This window comes from Pseudomonas sp. F9001 (genome assembly GCF_013385435.1).
Taxonomy (GTDB): Bacteria; Pseudomonadota; Gammaproteobacteria; order Pseudomonadales; family Pseudomonadaceae; genus Aquipseudomonas.
This window is the reverse complement of sequence record NZ_JACAPX010000015.1, coordinates 1-22190: the sequence shown is the minus strand read 5'-3', so window position 1 is coordinate 22190 and position 22190 is coordinate 1. Positions and strand designations below refer to the sequence as shown.

Below are 22190 nucleotides of genomic sequence, written 5' to 3'. Positions count from 1 at the left end.
TATCGCAGGCAAGCCAGCTCCTACATTTGATCCAGTACATCCATGACAATGCGGTCAACTGTGGGAGCTGGCTTGCCTGCGATGCAGACGACGCGGTGCACATGAAAACACGCAAAAAAAAGCGGAACCCGAAGGCCCCGCTTGTTCAAACCACCAACCCGAATCAGGCCAGTTTCTTGTGCCGTACACGATGCGGCTGGGCAGCAGCTTCGCCGAGGCGTTTCTTGCGATCGGCTTCGTATTCGGTGTAGTTGCCTTCGAAGAACACCGCCTGGGAGTCGTCTTCGTACGCCAGGATGTGAGTGGCCACGCGGTCAAGGAACCACCGATCGTGAGAGATCACAATGGCGGCGCCCGGGAAGTCCAGCAGGGCTTCTTCCAGGGAACGCAGGGTTTCAACGTCGAGATCGTTTGACGGTTCGTCGAGCAGCAATACGTTGCCGCCTTCTTTCAGGGTCAGGGCCAGGTGCAAGCGACCGCGCTCACCACCGGACAGGTCCTTGACGAACTTCTGCTGGTCGCCGCCCTTGAAGTTGAAGCGACCCACGTAGGTGCGCGACGGGATTTCGTAGTTGCCGATACGGATCTGGTCGGAACCGTCGGAAATCTGCTGGAACACCGTTTTGCTGCCGTCGAGGTCGTCGCGGCTCTGGTCAACGCAAGCCAGCTGCACGGTTTCGCCGACTTCGATGGTGCCCGAGTCCGGTTGTTCCTTGCCCATCAGCATGCGGAACAGTGTGGATTTACCCGCACCGTTACCGCCGATCACGCCAACGATGGCGCCTTTTGGCATGGAGAACGACAGGTTGTCGATCAACACGCGGTCGCCGTAGCCCTTGCAGACGTTCTTGAACTCGATGACCTTGTCACCCAGGCGCGGACCGGCCGGGATGTAGATTTCGTTGGTCTCGGAACGCTTCTGGAATTCCTGGGACTGCATCTCTTCGAAACGTGCCAGACGGGCCTTGGATTTCGACTGACGCGCCTTGGCGCCTTTACGCACCCATTCCAGCTCGTCTTTCATGGCCTTTTCATGGGCCGACTGTTGCTTGGATTCGGCGGCCAGACGGTCGGACTTGGCTTCCAGCCAACCGGAGTAGTTGCCCTCGTAAGGGATACCGGCGCCACGGTCGAGCTCGAGGATCCAGCCAGCAACGTTGTCCAGGAAGTACCGGTCGTGCGTGATCGCAACCACGGTGCCCGGGAAGTCGTGCAGGAAATGCTCCAGCCAGGCGACGGAATCGGCGTCCAGGTGGTTGGTCGGTTCGTCGAGCAGCAGCATGTCGGGGGCCGACAGCAGCAGGCGGCACAGGGCCACACGACGCTTTTCACCACCGGACAGGTGTTCAACCTTGGCGTCCCACGCCGGCAGGCGCAGCGCGTCGGCGGCGACTTCCAGCTGGCGGTCCAGGTTGTGACCGTCGGCGGCTTGCAGGATGGCTTCGAGCTTGGCCTGTTCTGCCGCCAGTTTGTCGAAGTCGGCGTCTTCTTCAGCGTAGGCCGCGTAGACCTCGTCCAGGCGGGCCTGCGCGTTCTTGATCACGCTGACCGCTTCCTCGACCACTTCACGCACGGTCTTGGTCGGGTCCAGGATAGGTTCCTGTGGCAGGTAGCCGATGTTCAGGTCGGGCATCGGGCGGGCTTCGCCGTCGAACTCGGTGTCGACGCCGGCCATGATTTTCAACAGGGTGGATTTACCCGAACCGTTGAGGCCGAGCACGCCGATCTTGGCGCCCGGGAAGAAGGACAGAGAAATGTTTTTCAGGATTTCCCGCTTCGGCGGAACAACTTTTCCCAGCCGATGCATGGTGAAGACGTATTGAGCCATGGTGAACCTAGCGTCAGTGACTGATGAATTAAGCGGGCGAAACCCGTGCCAGGCCATGCGCCGCGCGGGCCGTTGATGTCTATCAATGCCTGCGTGCGGTAGATGCCTGATTGTCTGGGGCTGGAACGCCCTCGCGTAACCGGCAAAGCTACCTGAATGCGGGTGGGCAGTCCAGCCAGGCAGGGCTGGCACTTTGCCACAACACAAGGCATGCTAGCCGCCCTCCGGGCGTCCGGCTTATAGTGCACGTCGCGCGCCAGTCCAGCCAAACCGCAGGATCACAGTTTGTCCAACGTAACGCCGCCAACTCCCCTGCGCGCCGCTCATATAGCGCCGGGAGCGCCCCTGCACGGAACCCTGAAGGGCGCATTGGCGACGCTGGTCCTGTTGCTGCTCGCGTTATTGTTCTGGCAACTGCTGGACCAGTTGCAGCAAAACCAGAAAAACCAGCAGCAATACACCATCGACTACAGCGCCGACCTGGCCGAACAGATCAGCCTGAACATGGCCCTCAGTGCGCAGATCGCGCTGAACCTGCTGCCGATCGTCGAACCGCCGCGGGACGCCGAACAGCAACAAATCCTGATGCGCACCTTGCAACGCTCCCTGCCGGAGTTGCGCAGCGTCGCCCTGCTCGCCCCCAGCGGCGCGATGATCAGTGACAGCGCCAGCGACAGCCAGGACAGCGCCTGGCTCGAAGAACTGGTCAAGCGCAGCCACGCCCAGTCCTATTACCTGAGCAACAACAACGACGGCACCGTCATCTACCTGCTGCTGCACCAGCCCAGCGGCGGCACCAAGATGTACTGGGCCTTGCGCCTGGCCCCCAATTACCTGGCCAACCTGACCCGCCAGGATGGCCAGGGCCAGCGCCCGATGTGGGTCATCGAAAACCGCCTCAACCACCGGGTGGTCAGCCGTGACAGCGGGATGCCGGCCCAATGGGCCACCGCGTTGACCCCGGACGAGTTGAACAAAAGTGTACTGGTCACGCCCCTGAGCAAGAGCGACTGGCAACTGCGCGGCCTGTTCGACCGCGCCGCCGTGCTGGAGCAACTGCTGCCGGCCTTTATCGGCAAATGCCTGCTGGGCCTGGCCTTCTCGCTGATCCCGGTGATCGTGCTGCTGAACATGCGCCGCCGCCAGCGCCAGGTGCACGAGGGGCGCCGGCGCTACCAGGATATTTTCGAAGGCACCGGCGTGGCGCTGTGCGTGCTCGACCTGTCGGGCCTGCGCGCGTTCTTCGATAGAGCCCGACTGCAAACCCGCGAGCAGTTGCAACAGTTGCTGCAAGACAACCCGGAACAGCGCCAGCAACTGCTCAAGGAACTGCGCATCACCGAGGTCAACCAGGTGGCGGTGCGCTTGCTGAATGTTGCCTCTTGCGAGCAGGCCTGGGAACGCCTGATCGACGCCTGCCCGTCGAGCCCGACCGCCATCGGCAACCAGGTGATCGACGCGGTGCTGACCCAGCAGAAGCAGCTTGAACTGGAAATCCAGCTCAGCGATATCGAAGGCAACGACCAATACCTGTGGCTGGTGATGCGCCTGCCGGAACAACAGGACGACTTCAAGGCCGTGATCCTGAGCATCAGCGACATCACCAGCCGCAAGCTGATCGAGTTGTCACTGGTGGAGCGCGAGAGTTTCTGGTCGGACGTGGTGCGCACCGTGCCCGATCACCTGTATGTGCAGGACGTGATCAGCCAGCGGATGATTTTCAGCAACCACCACCTGGGCCACACCCTGGGCTACAACAAGCCCGAGCTGCAGCAGATGGGCGAGTACTTCTGGGAGATCCTGCTGCACCCCGAAGACGCCGAGCGTTACCACGACCTGCGCCTGCAACAGCGCCAGGCCGGCTACCTGAGCCAGTTGCAGTGCCAGTTGCGCTTTCGCCACCGCAACAACCAATGGCGGCGCTTCGACATCCGCGAACAGGCCCTGGCCCGTGACAAGACTGACCAGGTGACGCGCATCATCGGCGTCGCCAAGGACATCACCGACCAGATCGAAGCCAGTGAATCCCTGCGTGACAGCGAACAGCGCTACCGCATGCTGGCGGAAAGCATCAGCGACGTAATCTTCTCCACCGACAGCAAGCTGGCCCTCAACTACGTCAGCCCTTCGGTGAACGCGGTGCTGGGCTATGACGTCGACTGGATCTTCGAAAACGGCTGGCAATCGACCATCGCCAACCCGCAGCAACTGACCGGTATCTACTCCCTGGTGGAGCAAGTCAGCCGCGCCCTGGACCAACCCGAATCCCTCGCGGCCTTGCGCAACGACGTGCAGACCCAACTGTTCCTGTTCGACTGCCTGCGGGCCGACGGGCGCAAGATCCCCATCGAACTGCGCCTGGTGCTGGTGTGGGACGAACACGGCGCGTTCGAGGGCATCCTTGGCGTGGGTCGCGATATCAGCCAGCAGCGCCGTGCGGAAAAAGACCTGCGCATGGCGGCCACGGTATTCGAACACTCCACCTCGGCGATCCTGATCACCGACCCGGCCGGCTACATCGTGCAGGCCAACGAGGCGTTCAGCCGGGTCAGCGGTTATGCGGTGGCGGACGTGCTCGACCAGTTGCCGAACATGCTCACCGTCGACGAACAGCAGGAAGCCCACCTGCGCTACGTGCTCAAGCAATTGCACCAGCACAGCACCTGGGAAGGCGAAGTGTGGCTCAAGCGCCGCAACGGCGAGCATTACCCGGCCTGGGTCGGAATTACTGCCGTGTTCGATGACGAAGGCGACCTGGCCAGCTACGTGTGCTTCTTCAGTGACATCAGCGAACGCAAGGCCAGCGAGCAGCGCATCCACCGCCTGGCCTACTACGACGCCCTGACCCACCTGCCCAACCGCACGCTGTTCCAGGACCGCCTGCACACCGCGCTGCAATCGGCGGAACGGCAGAAGTCGTGGGTGGTGCTGATGTTCCTTGACCTCGACCGCTTCAAGCCGATCAACGACTCCCTGGGCCACGCCGCCGGCGACCGCATGCTCAAGGAAATGGCCACCCGCCTGCTGGGCTGCGTCGCCGAAGACGACACCGTGGCACGCATGGGCGGCGACGAATTCACCTTGCTGCTGCAACCGCGGGTCAACCGTGAGATGGCGCTGAACCGGGCGATTCACGTGGCCGAGCAGATTCTGGCCAGCCTGGTGAAGCCGTTTGTGCTGGAGGGCCGCGAGTTCTTCGTCACCGCCAGTATCGGCATCGCCCTGAGCCCGCAGGACGGCAACGAACTCAGCCAGTTGATGAAAAACGCCGACACGGCGATGTACCACGCCAAGGAGCGGGGCAAGAACAACTTCCAGTTCTACCAGGCCGACATGAACGCCAGCGCCCTGGAACGTCTGGAGCTGGAAAGCGACCTGCGCCACGCCCTGGAACAGAACGAATTCGTGCTGTATTACCAGCCGCAGTTCAGCGGCGACGGCAAACGTTTGACCGGCGCCGAAGCCCTGCTGCGCTGGCGCCATCCGCGTCGCGGGCTGGTGCCGCCGGGGGACTTCATTCCGGTGTTGGAGGAGTTGGGGCTGGTGGTGGACGTGGGTGACTGGGTGATCAGCGAAGCCTGCCGCCAACTCAAGACCTGGCACCAGAACAAGGTGCGGGTACCCAAGGTTTCGGTCAACATTTCGGCCCGGCAGTTCTCCGACGGGCAACTGGGCGAGCGCATCGCCACCATCCTCAAGGACACCGGCCTGCCGCCGGCGTGCCTGGAGCTGGAGCTGACCGAAAGTATCCTGATGCGCGAGGTCAACGAAGCGATGCAGATCCTCGCCAGCCTGAAAAACCTCGGCCTGAGCATCGCGGTAGATGACTTCGGCACCGGTTATTCATCGCTGAACTACCTCAAGCAGTTCCCCATCGACGTGCTGAAGATCGACCGCACCTTTGTCGACGGCCTGCCGTCGGGCGAGCAGGATGCGCAGATTGCCCGGGCGATTATCGCCATGGCCCACAGCCTGAACCTGGCGGTGATCGCCGAGGGTGTGGAAACCCATGAGCAGCTGGACTTCCTGCGGGAGCACGGTTGCGATGAGGTGCAGGGCTACCTGTTCGGGCGACCGATGCCGGCGAATCGGTTTGAGGCGCAGTTCAGCAATGATGCGCTGTTCATGTTCGATTGAAATCCTCAGGTGATGCTGATGGCCTCATCGCGAGCAAGCCCGCTCCCACATTCGACCGTATTCCACCTGAAGGAACCCGATTGAATGTGGGAGCGGGCTTGCTCGCGAAGGGGCCCGAACAAACACCACCTATCCCCAGATGAGCCCCGCTTGTCCGCGACATGATGTCCTTTCATATGCCATCTAAAACCCATTGGGTTAGAATGCGCTTCTTTTCTGCCCCCGATCCTTGAGGACCGCCATGTTCAGCCGTGATTTGACTATTGCCAAGTACGACGCCGATCTCTTTGCCGCCATGGAGCAAGAAGCTCAGCGCCAGGAAGAGCACATTGAGCTGATCGCTTCGGAAAACTACACCAGCCCCGCCGTGATGGAGGCTCAAGGTTCGGTTCTGACCAACAAGTACGCCGAAGGCTATCCGGGCAAGCGCTACTACGGCGGTTGCGAGTTCGTCGACATCGTTGAGCAACTGGCCATCGACCGCGCCAAGGAACTGTTCGGCGCCGATTACGCCAACGTCCAGCCACACGCCGGCTCCCAAGCCAACAGCGCCGTGTACCTGGCCCTGCTGCAAGCGGGCGACACCATCCTGGGCATGAGCCTGGCCCACGGCGGTCACCTGACCCACGGCGCCAGCGTTTCCTCCTCCGGCAAGCTGTACAACGCCGTTCAGTACGGCATCGACGGCAACGGCCTGATCGACTACGACGAAGTCGAGCGCCTGGCCGTTGAGCACAAGCCAAAAATGATCGTGGCCGGTTTCTCTGCCTACTCGCAGATCCTGGATTTCCCACGCTTCCGCGAAATCGCTGACAAGGTCGGCGCCTACCTGTTCGTCGACATGGCCCACGTGGCCGGTCTGGTCGCCGCTGGCGTCTACCCGAACCCGGTGCCGTTCGCTGACGTCGTGACCACCACCACCCACAAGACCCTGCGCGGTCCACGTGGCGGCCTGATCCTGGCTCGCGCCAACGCCGAGATCGAGAAGAAGCTGAACTCCGCGGTATTCCCGGGCGGCCAGGGTGGCCCGCTGGAGCACGTGATCGCCGCCAAAGCGATCTGCTTCAAGGAAGCCCTGCAGCCTGAGTTCAAGACCTACCAGCAGCAAGTGGTGAAAAACGCCAAGGCCATGGCCGGCGTGTTCATCGAGCGCGGTTTTGACGTGGTGTCCGGCGGTACTGAGAACCACCTGTTCCTGCTGTCGCTGATCAAGCAGGACATCTCCGGTAAAGACGCTGACGCCGCTCTGGGCAAAGCCTTCATCACCGTGAACAAGAACTCGGTACCGAACGACCCACGTTCGCCGTTCGTCACCTCCGGCCTGCGCTTCGGCACCCCGGCTGTGACCACTCGTGGCTTCAAGGAAGCAGAGTGCAAGGAACTGGCTGGCTGGATCTGCGACATCCTGGCTGACCTGAACAACGAAGCAGTGATTGATTCTGTTCGTGAGAAGGTCAAGGCCATCTGCAAGAAGCTGCCGGTATACGGCGCTTGATTGCAGTTGCTTGAATGAAAAGCCCGGCTCTTGAGCCGGGCTTTTTTATGCCTGAAAACGCTGCTTTCTCAATTTGAAATGACATCAAATGTGGGAGCGGGCTTGCTCGCGAAAGCGCTGTGTCAGTTGATGCATGGGCTGACTGATACACCGCTTTCGCGAGCAAGCCCGCTCCCACATTTTGACTGCGTTTCAAGTCAGGATTGGTAAACCCGCGCAAAGCCTTCGCGAATCTTCTCTTCCGGCAACTCGTCAGCAATAAACACAATCACACTTTCCCGCGCTTCGCCTTCGGCCCATTCGGTGTCCCAATCGAACCCGTAGAGCTTCAGCACGCCCTGGAACACCATGCGCCGGTCTTCCCCGGCAATGTTCAGCACGCCTTTGTAGCGCAGCAATTGCTTGCCGTGGTCTTCCAGCAGCTCGTTCATGAACTCGCTGAGTTTGTCGATATCCAGCGGCTGGTCAGTGCGCAGCACCAGGCTGGAAATACGGTCGATGGACGGCGCCTGGCTCACCGGGCGCAGGCTCATGCCGGCGTTGAGGTTGAAGCCGCGCACATCCAGCAGTTCGGCGAGGTCGATCTTGCCGTGTTCCACCACACGAATCGGCGCCCGGCGGTTGATACGAGTCAGGCGCTCGCTGAGGGCGTCGAAGGTGGCGTCGTCCACCAGGTCGCGCTTGCTCACCAGCAGGCGGTCGGCAAACCCGATCTGTGCCTGGGCGATGGTCTGGGTCAGGTGGTGCTCGGCGTGGGCCGCGTCCACCAGGGTGATGATGCCGTCGAGGATGTAGCGCTCGCGCAGTTCTTCATCGATGAAAAAGGTCTGGGCCACGGGGGCCGGGTCGGCCAGGCCGGTGCACTCGATCACCAGGCGGTCGAAGGCGATCTCGCCGCTGTCCAGGCGCTCCAGCAACAGGTACAGGGCCTTGGTCAGGTCAGTGTGGATGGTGCAGCACACGCAGCCATTGGACAGGGTCATGACTTGCACCGGCTCGCTGCCCAGCAGTTGGGTGTCGATACCGGCGTCGCTGAATTCGTTTTCGATCACGGCGATTTTCAAGCCGTGCTCGGCCTTGAGCAGGTGACGCAACAAGGTGGTCTTGCCAGCGCCGAGGAAGCCGCTGAGGACGGTGACGGGAATGGGAGAGGACAAAGAATTCTCCTTGAAGAAACACAAAACAAATGTGGGAGCGGGCTTGCTCGCGAAGGCGGCGTGTCAGTCAGCACATGCATCACTGAAAGACCGCCTTCGCGAGCAAGCCCGCTCCCACAAGGGATCACCGCAGCCCGAACTACCGGGCTAGCAGCACTTGGGCCCACCCTTGCCGCCGTAACGGGCTTCCTGGCGTTCCCGGAAGAACGCCTTGTAGTCCATCATCGGTTTGTCCGGGTGTTTGGTTTGCATATGCTCGACGTAGGTGTCGTAGTCGGGCATGCCGACCATCAGGCGCGCGGCCTGACCGAGGTATTTACCGAGGCGACTGATGTCATTGAACATGATTGCAATCCTCTATCACGCGTCCGGGATGGCCTGGTATGGCGCTTCTTTATCCGTACGTTCCTTTTTGCCCCAGGCAGCAATGCCGACCTTGAGCGCATAGAACAGGATGCTGAAGACCACGAACAGGAACAGCGCCGTCAGCGTTGCGTTGGTGTAGGCGTTCCAGATCACGTGTTGCATCTGGTCGATGCTCTTGGCCGGTGCGAGGATCTGGCCGCCGGCCAGGGCATCGCTGTATTTCTTGGCCAGCGACAGGAAGCCGATCGCCGGGTTGGCGTCGAACAACTTGATGAAGCCTGCGGTCACGGTGCAGATCAGCAGCCATACGGCTGGCAGCATGGTCACCCAGATGTAGCGCTGGCGTTTCATTTTGATCAGCACAACCGTGGCGAGCATCAGCGCGATACCGGCCAGCATCTGGTTGGAGATACCGAACAGCGGCCACAAGGTGTTGATGCCACCCAGTGGGTCGATCACGCCCTGGTACAGCAGGTAACCCCACATCGCCACACAACCTGCGGTAGCGATCAGGTTGGCCGTCCAGGACTCGGTACGCTTGAGCGCCGGCACGAAGGAGCCGAGCAAATCCTGCAGCATGAAGCGACCGGCACGGGTACCGGCGTCGACCGCAGTCAGGATGAACAGCGCTTCGAACAGGATCGCAAAGTGGTACCAGAACGCCATGGTGTTTTCACCCGGCAGGACGCTGTGCAGGATCTGCGCGATACCCACCGCCAGGGTCGGCGCACCACCGGCACGGGCCAGGATGGTGGACTCACCAATGTCATGGGCCACCGCCTGCAACGCTTCCGGGGTAATTGCAAAACCCCAGCTGCTGACGGTTTGCGCCACAGCCACCACGTCACCGCCGACAATCGCGGCCGGGCTGTTCATGGCGAAGTACACCCCTGGCTCGATCACCGAAGCGGCAACCATCGCCATGATGGCCACGAACGACTCCATCAACATGCCGCCGTAGCCGATGTAACGGGCGTGCCCTTCACTGGCCAGCAACTTGGGCGTGGTGCCCGAGGAGATCAGTGCGTGGAAACCCGAGACCGCGCCACAGGCGATGGTGATGAACAGGAACGGGAACAGGCCGCCCTTCCACACCGGGCCGGTGCCATCGATGAACTGGGTCAGCGCCGGCATTTTCAGGTCGGGCATGGTCACCAGGATGCCAATCGCCAGGGCGATGATGGTGCCGATTTTCAGGAAAGTAGACAGGTAGTCCCGTGGCGCGAGGATCAGCCACACTGGCAACACGGCAGCCACGAAGCCATAACCCACCAGCATCCAGGTGATCTGGATCCCGGTGAAGCTGAAGGCCTTGGCCCACACCGGGTCAGCGGCAATCTGCCCGCCCAGCCAGATCGAACCCAGCAGCAACAGCACGCCGACAATCGAGATTTCACCGATGCGGCCCGGGCGGATGTAGCGCATGTAGATGCCCATGAACATCGCGATCGGGATGGTTGCCATCACCGTGAAGATGCCCCACGGGCTTTCGGCCAGGGCCTTGACCACGATCAGCGCCAGCACCGCGAGGATGATGATCATGATCAGGAAGCAGCCGAACAGCGCGATGGTCCCGGGCACACGGCCCATTTCTTCGCGGACCATGTCCCCCAGGGAACGGCCGTTGCGCCGGGTGGACAGGAACAGGACCATGAAGTCCTGCACCGCCCCCGCCAGCACCACGCCGGCGATCAGCCACAACGTGCCGGGCAGGTAGCCCATCTGCGCCGCCAGTACCGGGCCGACCAAAGGCCCTGCGCCGGCGATTGCCGCGAAGTGGTGACCAAAAAGGATGTGTTTGTTGGTCGGCACATAGTCCAGACCGTCGTTGTTCAGCACAGCGGGGGTAGCCCGCAGTGGATCGAGCTGCATCACATGGTTAGCGATGAACAGACTGTAGTAACGGTAAGCAACCAGATAAATGGCCACTGCTGCGACCACGATCCACAAGGCGTTGATCGCCTCGCCGCGGCGCAAGGCCACTACGCCCAGGGCGCACGCTCCTACGATTGCCAGCAGCAGCCAGGGTAGATGGCGTAGCAGGCTATTATTATTTTTCATTTTTATATTCCAGCCAGGGTGGACAGAAAGACAGCCATCCCGAGTTTAGCGCTACTGGCCTTAAAGGCCACCCCCCTACGTTGGTCTAGAGCCTTGCCGGGGCAAAAAAAGCAGAAAAAACCGCCCCATGATGGCGCACGGCTACAATTCCTTTATCCACAGAGGGTTTCACCATGAGCGAACAGCCTTCAGACCGACGCCGTTTCCGACGCATTGCCTTCGATGCCAGGACCGAGCTCACGCAAGACGGCCATGTCTGGCCGGTGCAACTGGTGGATTTGTCGCTCAAGGGCTTGCTGGTGCAACGGCCGCAAGAATGGCACGGCCATCGCTACGAATCGTTCGATGTGGACATTCATCTCGACGCCGAGACCGACGTGAAGATGCAGGTGCGGCTGACCCACGACGATCATGGGCAGCTCGGCTTTGTGTGCGAACACATCGACCTCGACTCCATCAGCCACCTGCGGCGGATAATCGAGCTGAACCTCGGTGATCAGGCAGAGCTGGAGCGGGAATTCGCCGCCTTGCTGGAGACCTGAACATGTGGGAGCTGGCTTGCCTGCGATGGCGGTGTGTCAGTTTGCATATCAATCAGCTGATACACCGCCATCGCGGGCAAGCCCGGCTCCCACAGGGGGGCTGTGTGGCTGGCGACTATTCGAACAGGGCATCCAGCGCCTGCTCCAGGCGCGTTACCCCGATCACTTGCAGCCCCGGTGGCATTTCTTTCGGCGCATTGCCCTTGGGCACGATGGCCCGCTTGAAGCCATGCTTGGCCGCTTCTTTCAAGCGCTCCTGGCCACTGGGCACCGGGCGCACTTCACCCGACAGGCCCACTTCGCCAAACACCAGCAAATCATGGGGCAATGGCCGGTTGCGCAGGCTGGACATCACCGCCGCCATCAACGCCAGGTCAGACGCGGTTTCCAGCACCTTGACCCCGCCCACCACGTTGAGGAACACATCCTGGTCATGGGTGGGAATGCCGCCGTGGCGGTGCAATACCGCCAGCAACATCGCCAGCCGGTTCTGGTCCAGGCCCAGGGTGACACGACGCGGGTTGGCCAAGTGGCTGTCGTCCACCAGCGCCTGGACTTCCACCAGCATCGGCCGGGTGCCTTCCCACGTTGCCATCACCACACTGCCTGGGACTTCTTCCTGAGCGCGGGTAAGAAAAATCGCTGACGGGTTGGAGACCTCTTTCAAGCCCCGGTCAGTCATGGCGAACACTCCGAGTTCGTTGACCGCGCCAAACCGGTTCTTCACCGCCCGCAGCAAACGCAACCGCCCATCGGACTCGCCTTCGAAATACAGCACGGTGTCGACCATGTGTTCCAGCACTCGTGGGCCGGCCAGCGCGCCTTCTTTCGTCACGTGGCCCACCAGGAAAATCGCCGTACCGCTCTGTTTTGCATAGCGCACCAGCAGCGCGGCACTTTCCCTCACCTGGGACACGCCACCCGGAGCCGATTGCAGTTGTTCGGTGAAAATCGTCTGGATCGAGTCGATCACCATCACCTTGGGCTTTTCCAGGCGCGCGGTGGCGATGATGCTTTCGATGCAGGTTTCGGTCATCACCCGCAGTTGGTCCTGGGGCAGGCCCAGGCGGCGCGCACGCATGGCCACCTGCTGCTGGGATTCTTCGCCGGTGACATACAGCGCCGGCATGCGGCTGGCGATGCTGCACAGGGTTTGCAGCAGGATCGTGGATTTACCGATGCCCGGGTCACCGCCGATCAGCACCACCGAGCCATCCACCAGGCCGCCGCCCAGCACCCGGTCCAGTTCACCGGAAGCGGTGGAGAAACGCGGGATTTCTTCGACGCTGACTTCGGCCAGGGTCTTGATCTGGGTTTGTTGCCCGGTCCAGCCGGAACGGCCACTGGGGGCCACGGCGCCGCCGCTCTCGATCATGGTTTCGGTCAGGGTGTTCCACGCACCGCATTCCGTGCACTGGCCGGCCCACTTGGGAAAGGTCGCGCCGCACTCCGTGCAGCCATACATGCGCTTGGCCTTTGCCATTTGAGAACCTCCAACCGAAAAACCGCGATGATAGCTCAGCGCGGCGCCGGGGTACGGATTTCACCGCTGGCCAAACGTGAAGCGCTGTTACCGATCGGGTCTTCGGCATTCAGATCGGCGCCCTTGGCTTTCAGTTCATCCAGCAGTTCCACGCGTTTGAACAGCCCGGCATACATGGCCGCCGTTTGTCCGGCGCCGTTGCGCTGGTCGGGGTTGCAGTCGGTGGCGAGCAGGCGCTGGGCGATTTTCAGCTCACCCTTGAAGATCGCGCCCAACAACGCCGTGTTGCCGCGTTTGTCCTGCACGCAGGCATCGGCGCCGGCGGCGAGCAATCGGTCCACGTAGGCACTTTCACCGTGATAGGCGGCGAGAATCAGCGCCGTGTAGCCTTTTTCATCCTGGGTGTTCAGCGAATAGCCGGATTCGATGAAGGTGTTGAGCATTTCCACGTCGCCACGGCGGGCGGCGTCGAAGTAGTAATCCTGCAGTTGTGCCTTAAGCGCGGCCGGGTCAGCTTGTTCGGCCAATACGCTGAACGACAAACACGCAAGGACAGCGCCTATAAAGATTCGCATGGCAAATTCTCAGTGATGTGCCACCTGTAGGAGCCGGCTTGCCGGCGATGGCGTACTTGTGGGCGCTATCGCCGGCAAGCCGGCTCCTACAGGGAGCGTGGGCGGTTAGTCGGTCAGCTTTTCAGCCAGCGCCTTGACGCGGGCCAGGTCGCCCTTGGCCACTTTGGTCACGCCAGTGCCGTACTCCGGATCAGCCTTGTAGAGGAACGACAGGATGATGTGCTTGCTCTCGTCATCGGTGGTGGCCAGGGAGCCGCCGAAGTTGTCGATCAAGTCCTGGCGTTCTTTCTTGTTGAACGAACGGTACAGATCGCCGGCCTGCTTGAAGTTCTGCTCACGCTGGATCTTCGCCTGCTGGGTACTGCCCGACAGGGCCGACTGGCTGTAGCGGGCGGCTTGCGGCTCTTCCCGTGGCAGCAGGCGGCTTGGCTGGTAGTTCACGCCAGTGGTGGTCTTGCCGAAGTTCATCGCGCCGTCCTGGTTACCGTTGTTGACGGTCACCCGGGGTGCGTTGATCGGCAGTTGCAGGGCGTTTGGCCCCAGGCGGTACATTTGCGTATCGGCATAGGAGAACACCCGGCCTTGCAGCAGGCGGTCTTCCGAAGGCTCGATGCCCGGCACCAGGTTGGCCGGCGCCATGGCGACTTGCTCGGTTTCCTGGAAGACGTTGGCCGGGTTACGGTTCAGCACCATCTGCCCGACTTTGCGCTCCGGTACGTCCGGCCAGATCTTGGTGGCATCCAACGGGTCGAAATCAAACTTGGCCAGGTCTTCCGGTTTCAGCACTTGCACATACAGGTCCCACTTGGGGAAGTCGCCCTTATTGATGTGCGTGACCAAATCATTGGTCATATGGCTGTAGTCACGGCCCTGTACTTCAGTCACTTGTTTAGGATCGAGGTTCTTGATGCCTTGCAGGCTCTTCCAGTGGAACTTGACGTAGTGCACTTCGCCCTTGGCGTTAATCAACTTGTAGGCATGTACACCGTTACCGTCCATTTCCCGGTAACTGGCTGGAGTACCGGAGTCCGAGTACAACTCGGTCAACGTACGAGTGGACTCCGGAACATGGGAGAAGAAGTCAAAGCGACGGGAATCATCGTCCAGGTTAGTGCGCGGATCTGGTTTAAAGGCGTGAACCATGTCCGGAAACTTGATCGCATCGCGAATAAAGAACGTCGGGAAGTTATTACCGACCAGGTCCCAATTACCTTCGGCGGTGTAGAACTTGGTGGCGAAGCCGCGCGGGTCACGCAGGGTTTCCGGCGAATGGTTGCCGTGAACGACCGCAGAGAAGCGCACAAATACCGGCGTGGCTTCGCCGGCGGCAAACACCTTGGCCTTGGTCAGGTCGCTGAGGTTATCGGTGACGGTGAAAGTACCGTGAGCGCCGGTGCCACGGGCGTGCACAACGCGCTCCGGAATACGCTCGCGATCAAAGCGCTGCAACTTCTGGATCAGTTGCACGTCTTGCAACAGGACCGGGCCATTCGCACCGGCGGTTTGCGAGTTCTGATTGTCACCGACCGCCGCGCCATTATCGCGCGTGAGGTTGGCGGCGTGTACGGACAGCGAAAGAAGACTGGCGCTCACTGCAAACAGCACCTGTCGCGCAGAAATAGGCCCGCGGCTAATAGGGTTTTTCATCGAGGTATCCTCTGGTTTTTTTAGTGCACATTGAGTTGTGCTTGCCAGAGGCTAGTGACCCGCGAGTCAGAAGATAAATAGAAAAGCCGTACCACCCCGATAAAGAAAATAGTGTGGTAACCCACTGAAATAGCGGGTATTCCGCGCGCGATTGGTGGCACTTTGCAAACTATTTGCGATTTAATGTGTCGATAAAAACGGACACTGTTAGCAGTTGTGTCGAGCAAGCCTCGCCACACTGTCTTACACTGGCTTCTACCTCCTCATCTGTAACAAGGAATAACCTATGGGCGTGTTAAGTGAGTTCAAGGCCTTCGCGGTCAAAGGTAATGTGGTCGACATGGCGGTCGGTATTATCATCGGCGCCGCCTTCGGCAAAATTGTTTCATCCTTTGTAGGCGACGTGGTGATGCCACCTATCGGCCTGTTGATCGGGGGTGTCGACTTCGGCGACCTGGCCGTAACGCTTAAAGCCGCCCAGGGCGATGCGCCGGCCGTCGTACTGGCGTACGGCAAGTTCATCCAGAGCGTGATCGACTTTGTGATCGTTGCGTTTGCGATCTTCATGGGCGTGAAGGCCATCAACCGCCTGAAGCGTGAAGAGGCCGTGGCACCTAGCCTGCCGCCGGTCCCGACCAAGGAAGAAGTGCTGCTGGGGGAGATCCGCGATCTGCTCAAGGCACAGAACAGCAAGCCCGAGTAAGCTCGGCAAAAAGTAAAGGCGCCTGCAGGGCGCCTTTGTTTTACCAGTAGTTTTCTACCGCGACCTGCCCCGGACGGCGGGTCAGGCTCAGTTGCATGTCGCGCTGTTTCAGCAACTGACGCGTGTCGTCGATCATCTGCGGGTTACCGCAAATCATCACCCTGGAATGCTCGGGGGTCAGCTCGATGCCTGCGGCGCGCTCCAATTCGCCGTTCTCGATCAGGGTGGTAATCCGCCCATTCAGCGCGCCCGGATGTTGCTCGCGGGTGACAATGGGAATGTAGGTGAGCTTGTGGGCGTATTCTGCCAGGTACTCACGTTCGCCCAGTTCATGGATCAACGACTGGTAAGCCAGCTCCCTTGCTTCGCGGGCACTATAGACGAGGATAATCCGCTCGAATTTCTCCCACACTTCGAAGTCCTGCAGAATCGAGAGAAACGGCGCAATACCGGTCCCGGTGCCCAACAGCCACAGATCACGACCATCCACAAACCGGTCCAGGGTCAGAAAGCCCGTGGCCTGGCGTTCCACCAGCAGGGTATCGCCCTCGCGCAGGCGGCTCAGCTCACTGGTGAACTCGCCACCCGGCACGACGATAGAGAAGAAATCCAGGTGCTCGTCAAAGGGCGAGGACACCACCGAATAAGCACGCCACACAATGCTGCCATCGGCCTTGGTCACCCCAAGACGCACGAATTGTCCGGCGCGAAAACGAAAACCAGGGTCTCGGGTAGTGCGCAGGGTAAACAGGCTGGGAGTCAGCGATTTCACGTCGAGCAGGGTCTGGCGGGTGTATTTTTCAGCACTGGCCGTCATGGGAAACTCCATTTGCAGAGGCCCCTAGTGTCCCCCAAAGCGCCGCCTGGAAACACCGATGGTTTGTGCTGGCATTGCCGCTGCCCATTGTGGCAACCGCTGGGCGGTACTAAATATTTGGCTATTAGTCGCCTTCCAACAAGCCATTAGATGAGGGAGTGCAACTAAATATTAACAAGGCGCATTTAGAGCAAGTTCTTAAAACTAATGGAAAAAAATCTTATCGAACGCCTGAAACCTGTACACCGTAGCCAGGTTGTACAAATGTTATTGGCCTAACGCCCGCTTGAACATAACCAAATTTTCATTTCGAGCTGTAGCCGTTGTCCTACACTATTTTTCACGCTGTAAACGGGGGCCTTGGAAGTACCCCATGTAAAAACCGTTCGCATGGAGAGTTACCGATGGTCAACTGGCACAACACTCGCCTGCCCAAACTCGAAGGGGAAAGCGAAATAACCAGTATGTACGAAGCTGCCCTCAACCTTACCTACGAGCTTGGCTTCCAATACTGCGCATTCACCCTTAGTTCCCATCTACCCAACAACCAAACGAAAACTATCAACCTCAACAACTATTCCAATGAATGGAATACGCTGTACAGACAAGAGCACTACTTTGATCTCGACCCTGTGGTTGCGCATTGCAAACGCTCGGTTCTACCGATCGTATGGGACGAGAAAACCTTTTCTTCGGTACCGGACTTATGGGCCCATGCCCAGTCCAACGGACTGAATTTCGGATGGACCCAATCGGTTCATGACTTCCAGGGTGTTTTCAGCATGTTGAGCCTGGGGCGTGCCACCGGCCCAGTGGGCCCTGAAGAACTCTATGAAAAAGCCGGGCAAGTGCTCTGGATTTGCCACGCCATGCACGCGGTGGTGGCCAAAAAATACGCAGACAATCCCAGCCCGCAAGCGCCCAGCAAATTGACCCCGCGGGAAACCGAAATCCTGCAATGGTCGGCCTTGGGCAAGACCGCCTCGGACATCGCCACCATCCTGTGCCTGTCCGAACGCACGGTCGGCTTCCATATCAGCAGTGCGATGAAGAAACTGGGGGTCAGTAACAAGATTGCCGCAGTGATCACGGCAGTCAAATGCGGGTTGTTTTAAACACCGCATGTAATCCAGGGGAAAAAAACGTAACATTTGCGGCCAGTTCCGGGTGATGACGCGAGCCCCTGATGCGCCTCGCGTCGCCGCTCACCCCGATGGTTCGCTTACCCAGAGTCTCCCCCGCCATGCCCCTGCTCGACAGCCCCTTCGCCCAACTCGACCTGATCCGTCAGCCAGAACAGCACAACGACCCGCTGCAAGCGTTTGATGCAGCCGATGAGTATTTGCTCAGCTACCTGGCGGAACAACAGCTGACGACGGCGACCCGCGTACTCGTGCTCAACGACAGTTTCGGCGCACTGGCGGCCAGCCTCGAAGGGCATGTGCAGGTCACCTCCAGTGGTGACTCGTTCCTCGGCGCCCTGGGCCTGGAGAAAAACCTGGCGCGCAACGGCAAGGCTTTCGACGCGGTAACGCTCCTGCCCGCCAGCCAGACACCTGCCGGGCCGTTCGACCGCGTACTGATCCGCGTGCCGAAAACCCTGGCCCTGCTCGAAGAACAACTGATTCGCCTGCAAGGTCAACTGGCACCCGGCGCCGAAGTGATTGCCGGGGCGATGGTCAAGCACCTGCCACGGGCTGCCGGCGAACTGCTGGAGCGCTACATCGGTCCGATGCACGCCTCACTGGCGGTAAAAAAGGCCCGACTGCTGATCGCCACCCTGGCCGATCGGCCACACGCCGTATCGCCCTACCCTACGCGCTACAGCCTGGAAACCCCGGCCATCGAACTGCTCAACCACGCCAACGTGTTCTGCCGCGAAGGCCTGGACATCGGCACCCGGGCCTTCCTGCCGCACCTTCCGGCAAACCTGGGGGACGCCCGGGTAGCAGACCTGGGCTGTGGCAACGGCGTACTGGCAATTGCCAGCGCGCTGCAGAATCCGCAGGCGCAGTACACGCTGGTGGATGAGTCCTATATGGCCGTGCAATCGGCGGAAGAGAACTGGCGCGCGGCGCTGGGCGAACGTGACGTGCTGATTCGCCCCGGCGACGGCCTGGCCGATCAGGAAGCGCAGTCACTGGATGTGGTGCTGTGCAACCCGCCGTTCCACCAGCAGCAAGTGGTGGGAGACTTCCTCGCCTGGCGCATGTTCCAGCAGGCGCGGGAAGCGTTGGTGGTGGGCGGCGCCCTGTACATCGTCGGCAACCGTCACTTGGGTTATCACACCAAGTTGGCGCGGTTGTTCCGTGGCGTCGAGCAAGTGGCGACCACGCCGAAGTTCGTGGTCCTCAAGGCGCGCAAATAAAAAAGCCCTCCATAAAGGAGGGCAATAGTTACAACGGGATGTCAGTGGGTGGTCAGGCCCGCGGCATTCATGAACATGCGCATCAGGCTGGCCACCACGAACAGGGCCAGGACGCTGCCGGTCCAGATCATCGCCAGCCAGCCCAGGCGCTGCCAGAGCGGCTTTTTCTCGGCCTGTTCGATGTCGTGCAACGAAGGTTTGCCGGACATGAGTCAATCCTCCTAGTGATAACCGTCTTCGTGGGTGACCTTGCCGCGGAACACGTAGTAGCTCCAGAAGGTGTAGCCCAGGATGAACGGAATGATGAACAAGGTGCCCACCAGCATGAAGCCCTGGCTTTGCGGCGGTGCGGCGGCGTCCCAGATCGAAACTGACGGCGGGATGATGTTCGGCCACAGGCTGATCCCCAAGCCACTGTAGCCAAGGAAGATCAGCACCAGTGTCAGCAGGAACGGCGTGTAGTGCGCATTGCGGGCCACGGCGCGAATCAGGCCGTACATGGTCACCAACACCAGGATCGGCACCGGCAGGAACCAGAACAGGTTCGGCAGGGTGAACCAGCGCGAGGCGATTTCCGGGTGGGCCAGCGGCGTCCAGAGGCTGACGATACCGATCACCGCCAGCACCACGAAGGCCAGGGGCCGAGCCAGGTTGTGCATCTTCTCCTGCAAGCTGCCTTCGGTCTTCATGATCAGCCAGGTGCAGCCCAGCAGCGCATACGCCACGATCAAGGCCGCGCCGCAGAACATCGTGAACGGCGTCAGCCAGTCCAGGGAGCCACCGGCAAACTGCCGGTCGACCACCGGGATGCCATCAATGAACGCCCCCAGCGCCACGCCCTGGAAGAACGTCGCTGCCAGCGAGCCGCCGATGAAGGCCTTGTCCCACAGGTGACGCTTGTCGTCCTTGGCCTTGAAGCGGAACTCAAACGCCACGCCGCGAAAGATCAGCCCGATCAGCATCAGCATCAGTGGCAGGTACAGCGCCGAGAGCACCACCGAATAGGCCAGCGGGAACGCGCCAAACAACGCCGCGCCGCCGAGTACCAGCCAGGTTTCGTTGCCGTCCCACACGGGGGCGACGGTGTTCATCATCACGTCACGGTCGGTCTTGCCCGGGATGAACGGGAAGAGAATGCCGATCCCCAGGTCGAAGCCATCCATGACCACGTACATCATAATGCCGAAGATGATGATCACGGCCCAGATCAGCGGAAGATCAATACCCATGGCTCAGTTCCCCTTGTTCAAGGTGTCGCCGTGATCGGCATCGGCACTGTCATCAGCCGCCGACAACGGACGGGCCGGTGTGCGTTTCTGCCCAGGACCACCGTGAGTAGGCTCGGTGCTTTCGTGGGTCACAGGCCCTTTGCGCACCAGGCGCATCATGTAGCCCAGGCCCGCGCCGAACAGCGCGAAGTACACCACCACAAACAACACCAACGTAATGCTCATCTGCGCAAAACTGTGGTTGGACGAAGCGTCTGCCGTGCGCATCAGCCCGTAGACCACCCACGGCTGACGGCCGATCTCGGTGGTGAACCAGCCAGCGAGAATCGCGATCAGGCCGGACGGGCCCATCCACAGCGCCAGGTACAGGAACGGCTTGGATGTGTACATTTTGTCGCCACGGCGCAGCCAGAGGCTGAACAGGCCGGTGAAGATCATCAGGAAGCCCAGGCCCACCATGACCCGGAACGACCAGAACACGATGGTCGAGTTGGGACGGTCCTCAGGCGGAAACTCCTTGAGGGCCGGCACCTGCTTGTCCAGGGAGTGGGTCAGGATCAGGCTGCCCAGGTACGGAATTTCTACTGCGAACTTGGTTTTTTCAGCCTTCATGTCCGGCCAGCCGAACAGGATCAGCGGCGTGGGCTCGTTGCCGATATTTTCCCAGTGGCCTTCAATCGCGGCGATCTTCGCCGGCTGATGCTTGAGGGTATTCAGGCCGTGGAAGTCACCGATGACCGCCTGGATCGGCGCAACGATCAGCGCCATCCACATTGCCATCGACAGCATGGTGCGGATCGCCGGGTTGTCCTTGCCGCGCAGCAAGTGCCAGGCCGCCGAGGAGCCGACGAAGAACGCGGTAGCGACGAACGCGGCCGTGGCCATGTGCATCAGGCGGTAGGGGAACGACGGGTTGAAGATCACGGCCAGCCAGTCGGTTGGAATCACCCGGCCATCAATGATTTCAAAGCCCTGTGGCGTCTGCATCCAGCTGTTGGAGGCAAGAATCCAGAAAGTCGAGATCAGCGTGCCGACGGCCACCATCACCGTGGCAAAGAAGTGCAGCTTGCGCCCGACCTTGTTCCAGCCGAACAGCATGACCCCAAGGAAGCCGGCTTCGAGGAAGAACGCCGTGAGCACCTCATAAGTCAGCAACGGCCCGGTGACGGCACCGGCGAAGTCCGAGAAGCGGCTCCAGTTGGTGCCGAACTGATAGGCCATGACCAGACCGGAGACCACGCCCATGCCGAAGTTGACGGCAAAGATCTTCGACCAGAAATGGTAGAGGTCACGGTAGGTGTCGTTGTGGGTCTTGAGCCACAGGCCTTCCAGCACCGCAAGGTAACTGGCCAGGCCGATGGTGATGGCCGGGAACAGGATATGGAATGAGATGGTGAACGCGAATTGAATTCGGGCGAGATCTAGCGCCTCCAAACCGAACATAAGTCTTCCTCTGTCAGGTAATACCGAATGCTGGCTGGAGGCCTGCACCCACTGCCCCCACGGATATGGAGTGTGGCGAATTCAAATTCGTTTCTTTTTATAACCAACCACGCAGGGATTCTGGCCTTGCGGCCGCCAGAGCAATCCCGGCGAAGGTTTTGATCTGGATCAAGCATTGCTGAAAGAGTAGTCCCATTTTCGCGAGAGCAAGGCGTGGTCTTTTGCCGCGTGACAGGTTGCCTCAGTGGTCACTGGGTGTTGTCTTTGGTGAGATTGGGCGTGTTTTGGGTGTATATCCGTTATTTGGGTGATGGCTGGTATTGGTTCCGCTCTTACAGC

General features: G+C 60.4%; 17 protein-coding genes. 6 read left to right on the top strand and 11 right to left on the bottom strand.

Annotated elements, in window-relative coordinates:
* Window positions 1-163 precede the first annotated feature (163 nt).
* Window positions 164-1828 (bottom strand): energy-dependent translational throttle protein EttA, encoded by a 1665-nt coding sequence (gene ettA, locus HX818_RS16665; RefSeq protein ID WP_003215833.1) that lies wholly within the window; start codon window positions 1826-1828, stop codon window positions 164-166.
* A 285-nt stretch (window positions 1829-2113) separates the two neighbouring features.
* On the opposite strand from ettA, the gene HX818_RS16660 reads away from it, so the two are divergent.
* The gene (locus HX818_RS16660) at window positions 2114-5965 is read left to right on the top strand and encodes a bifunctional diguanylate cyclase/phosphodiesterase (protein WP_023659180.1); all 3852 of its coding nucleotides are present in this window, start codon (window positions 2114-2116) and stop codon (window positions 5963-5965) included.
* Window positions 5966-6206: 241 nt separating this feature from the next.
* Window positions 6207-7460, top strand: coding sequence for a serine hydroxymethyltransferase (gene glyA / locus HX818_RS16655; RefSeq protein WP_003215829.1), 1254 nt, complete (start codon window positions 6207-6209; stop codon window positions 7458-7460).
* 197 nt (window positions 7461-7657) lie between these two features.
* Here glyA and yjiA read toward each other — a convergent pair whose 3' ends face one another.
* From yjiA to HX818_RS16640, 3 genes are all read right to left on the bottom strand, one after another.
* Window positions 7658-8617 carry a GTPase gene (yjiA, locus tag HX818_RS16650; protein WP_003215828.1) on the bottom strand — a complete coding sequence of 320 codons (960 nt, stop codon included), beginning with the start codon at window positions 8615-8617 and terminating at the stop codon, window positions 7658-7660.
* Window positions 8618-8764: 147 nt separating this feature from the next.
* The gene (locus HX818_RS16645) at window positions 8765-8962 is read right to left on the bottom strand and encodes a YbdD/YjiX family protein (RefSeq protein WP_003176208.1); all 198 of its coding nucleotides are present in this window, start codon (window positions 8960-8962) and stop codon (window positions 8765-8767) included.
* A 15-nt stretch (window positions 8963-8977) separates the two neighbouring features.
* Window positions 8978-11044 (bottom strand): carbon starvation CstA family protein, encoded by a 2067-nt coding sequence (locus HX818_RS16640; RefSeq protein WP_003215826.1) that lies wholly within the window; start codon window positions 11042-11044, stop codon window positions 8978-8980.
* Between the two features lie 173 nt (window positions 11045-11217).
* Here HX818_RS16640 and HX818_RS16635 point away from each other — a divergent pair, with 173 nt between their 5' ends.
* Window positions 11218-11586: a PilZ domain-containing protein gene (locus tag HX818_RS16635; protein WP_177020431.1), complete on the top strand. Its 369-nt coding sequence runs from the start codon at window positions 11218-11220 to the stop codon at window positions 11584-11586.
* 115 nt (window positions 11587-11701) lie between these two features.
* On the opposite strand, the gene radA is transcribed toward HX818_RS16635, so the two are convergent.
* From radA to katB, 3 genes are all read right to left on the bottom strand, one after another.
* Window positions 11702-13069: a DNA repair protein RadA gene (gene radA, locus HX818_RS16630; RefSeq protein WP_003215821.1), complete on the bottom strand. Its 1368-nt coding sequence runs from the start codon at window positions 13067-13069 to the stop codon at window positions 11702-11704.
* A gap of 35 nt (window positions 13070-13104) precedes the next feature.
* Window positions 13105-13644, bottom strand: a complete 540-nt coding sequence (locus HX818_RS16625) for an ankyrin repeat domain-containing protein (RefSeq protein WP_177020430.1) — start codon at window positions 13642-13644, stop codon at window positions 13105-13107.
* 105 nt (window positions 13645-13749) lie between these two features.
* Complete coding sequence (katB, locus tag HX818_RS16620; RefSeq protein WP_177020429.1) at window positions 13750-15291, bottom strand: catalase KatB; 1542 nt, start codon at window positions 15289-15291, stop codon at window positions 13750-13752.
* A 286-nt stretch (window positions 15292-15577) separates the two neighbouring features.
* On the opposite strand from katB, the gene mscL reads away from it, so the two are divergent.
* Window positions 15578-15994 carry a large-conductance mechanosensitive channel protein MscL gene (mscL, locus tag HX818_RS16615; protein WP_003215816.1) on the top strand — a complete coding sequence of 139 codons (417 nt, stop codon included), beginning with the start codon at window positions 15578-15580 and terminating at the stop codon, window positions 15992-15994.
* Window positions 15995-16034: 40 nt separating this feature from the next.
* On the opposite strand, the gene HX818_RS16610 is transcribed toward mscL, so the two are convergent.
* The gene (locus tag HX818_RS16610; RefSeq protein WP_177020428.1) at window positions 16035-16811 is read right to left on the bottom strand and encodes a ferredoxin--NADP reductase; all 777 of its coding nucleotides are present in this window, start codon (window positions 16809-16811) and stop codon (window positions 16035-16037) included.
* Between the two features lie 404 nt (window positions 16812-17215).
* Here HX818_RS16610 and HX818_RS16605 point away from each other — a divergent pair, with 404 nt between their 5' ends.
* A complete protein-coding gene (locus tag HX818_RS16605) occupies window positions 17216-17926 on the top strand; it encodes a LuxR family transcriptional regulator (protein ID WP_003215813.1) in 711 nt (236 codons plus the stop codon).
* Between the two features lie 128 nt (window positions 17927-18054).
* Entirely contained in the window at window positions 18055-19179 is a 1125-nt protein-coding gene (locus HX818_RS16600; protein ID WP_177008704.1) for a methyltransferase, read from the top strand.
* 41 nt (window positions 19180-19220) lie between these two features.
* Here HX818_RS16600 and HX818_RS16595 read toward each other — a convergent pair whose 3' ends face one another.
* The 3 genes from HX818_RS16595 to HX818_RS16585 are packed head-to-tail and all read right to left on the bottom strand — an operon-like array spanning window position 19221 to window position 21851.
* Window positions 19221-19388 carry a DUF2474 domain-containing protein gene (locus HX818_RS16595; protein ID WP_003215809.1) on the bottom strand — a complete coding sequence of 56 codons (168 nt, stop codon included), beginning with the start codon at window positions 19386-19388 and terminating at the stop codon, window positions 19221-19223.
* A 12-nt stretch (window positions 19389-19400) separates the two neighbouring features.
* The gene (gene cydB / locus HX818_RS16590) at window positions 19401-20408 is read right to left on the bottom strand and encodes a cytochrome d ubiquinol oxidase subunit II (protein ID WP_177020427.1); all 1008 of its coding nucleotides are present in this window, start codon (window positions 20406-20408) and stop codon (window positions 19401-19403) included.
* 3 nt (window positions 20409-20411) lie between these two features.
* Window positions 20412-21851, bottom strand: a complete 1440-nt coding sequence (locus tag HX818_RS16585) for a cytochrome ubiquinol oxidase subunit I (RefSeq protein WP_008432808.1) — start codon at window positions 21849-21851, stop codon at window positions 20412-20414.
* Between the last annotated feature and the right edge of the window lie 339 nt (window positions 21852-22190).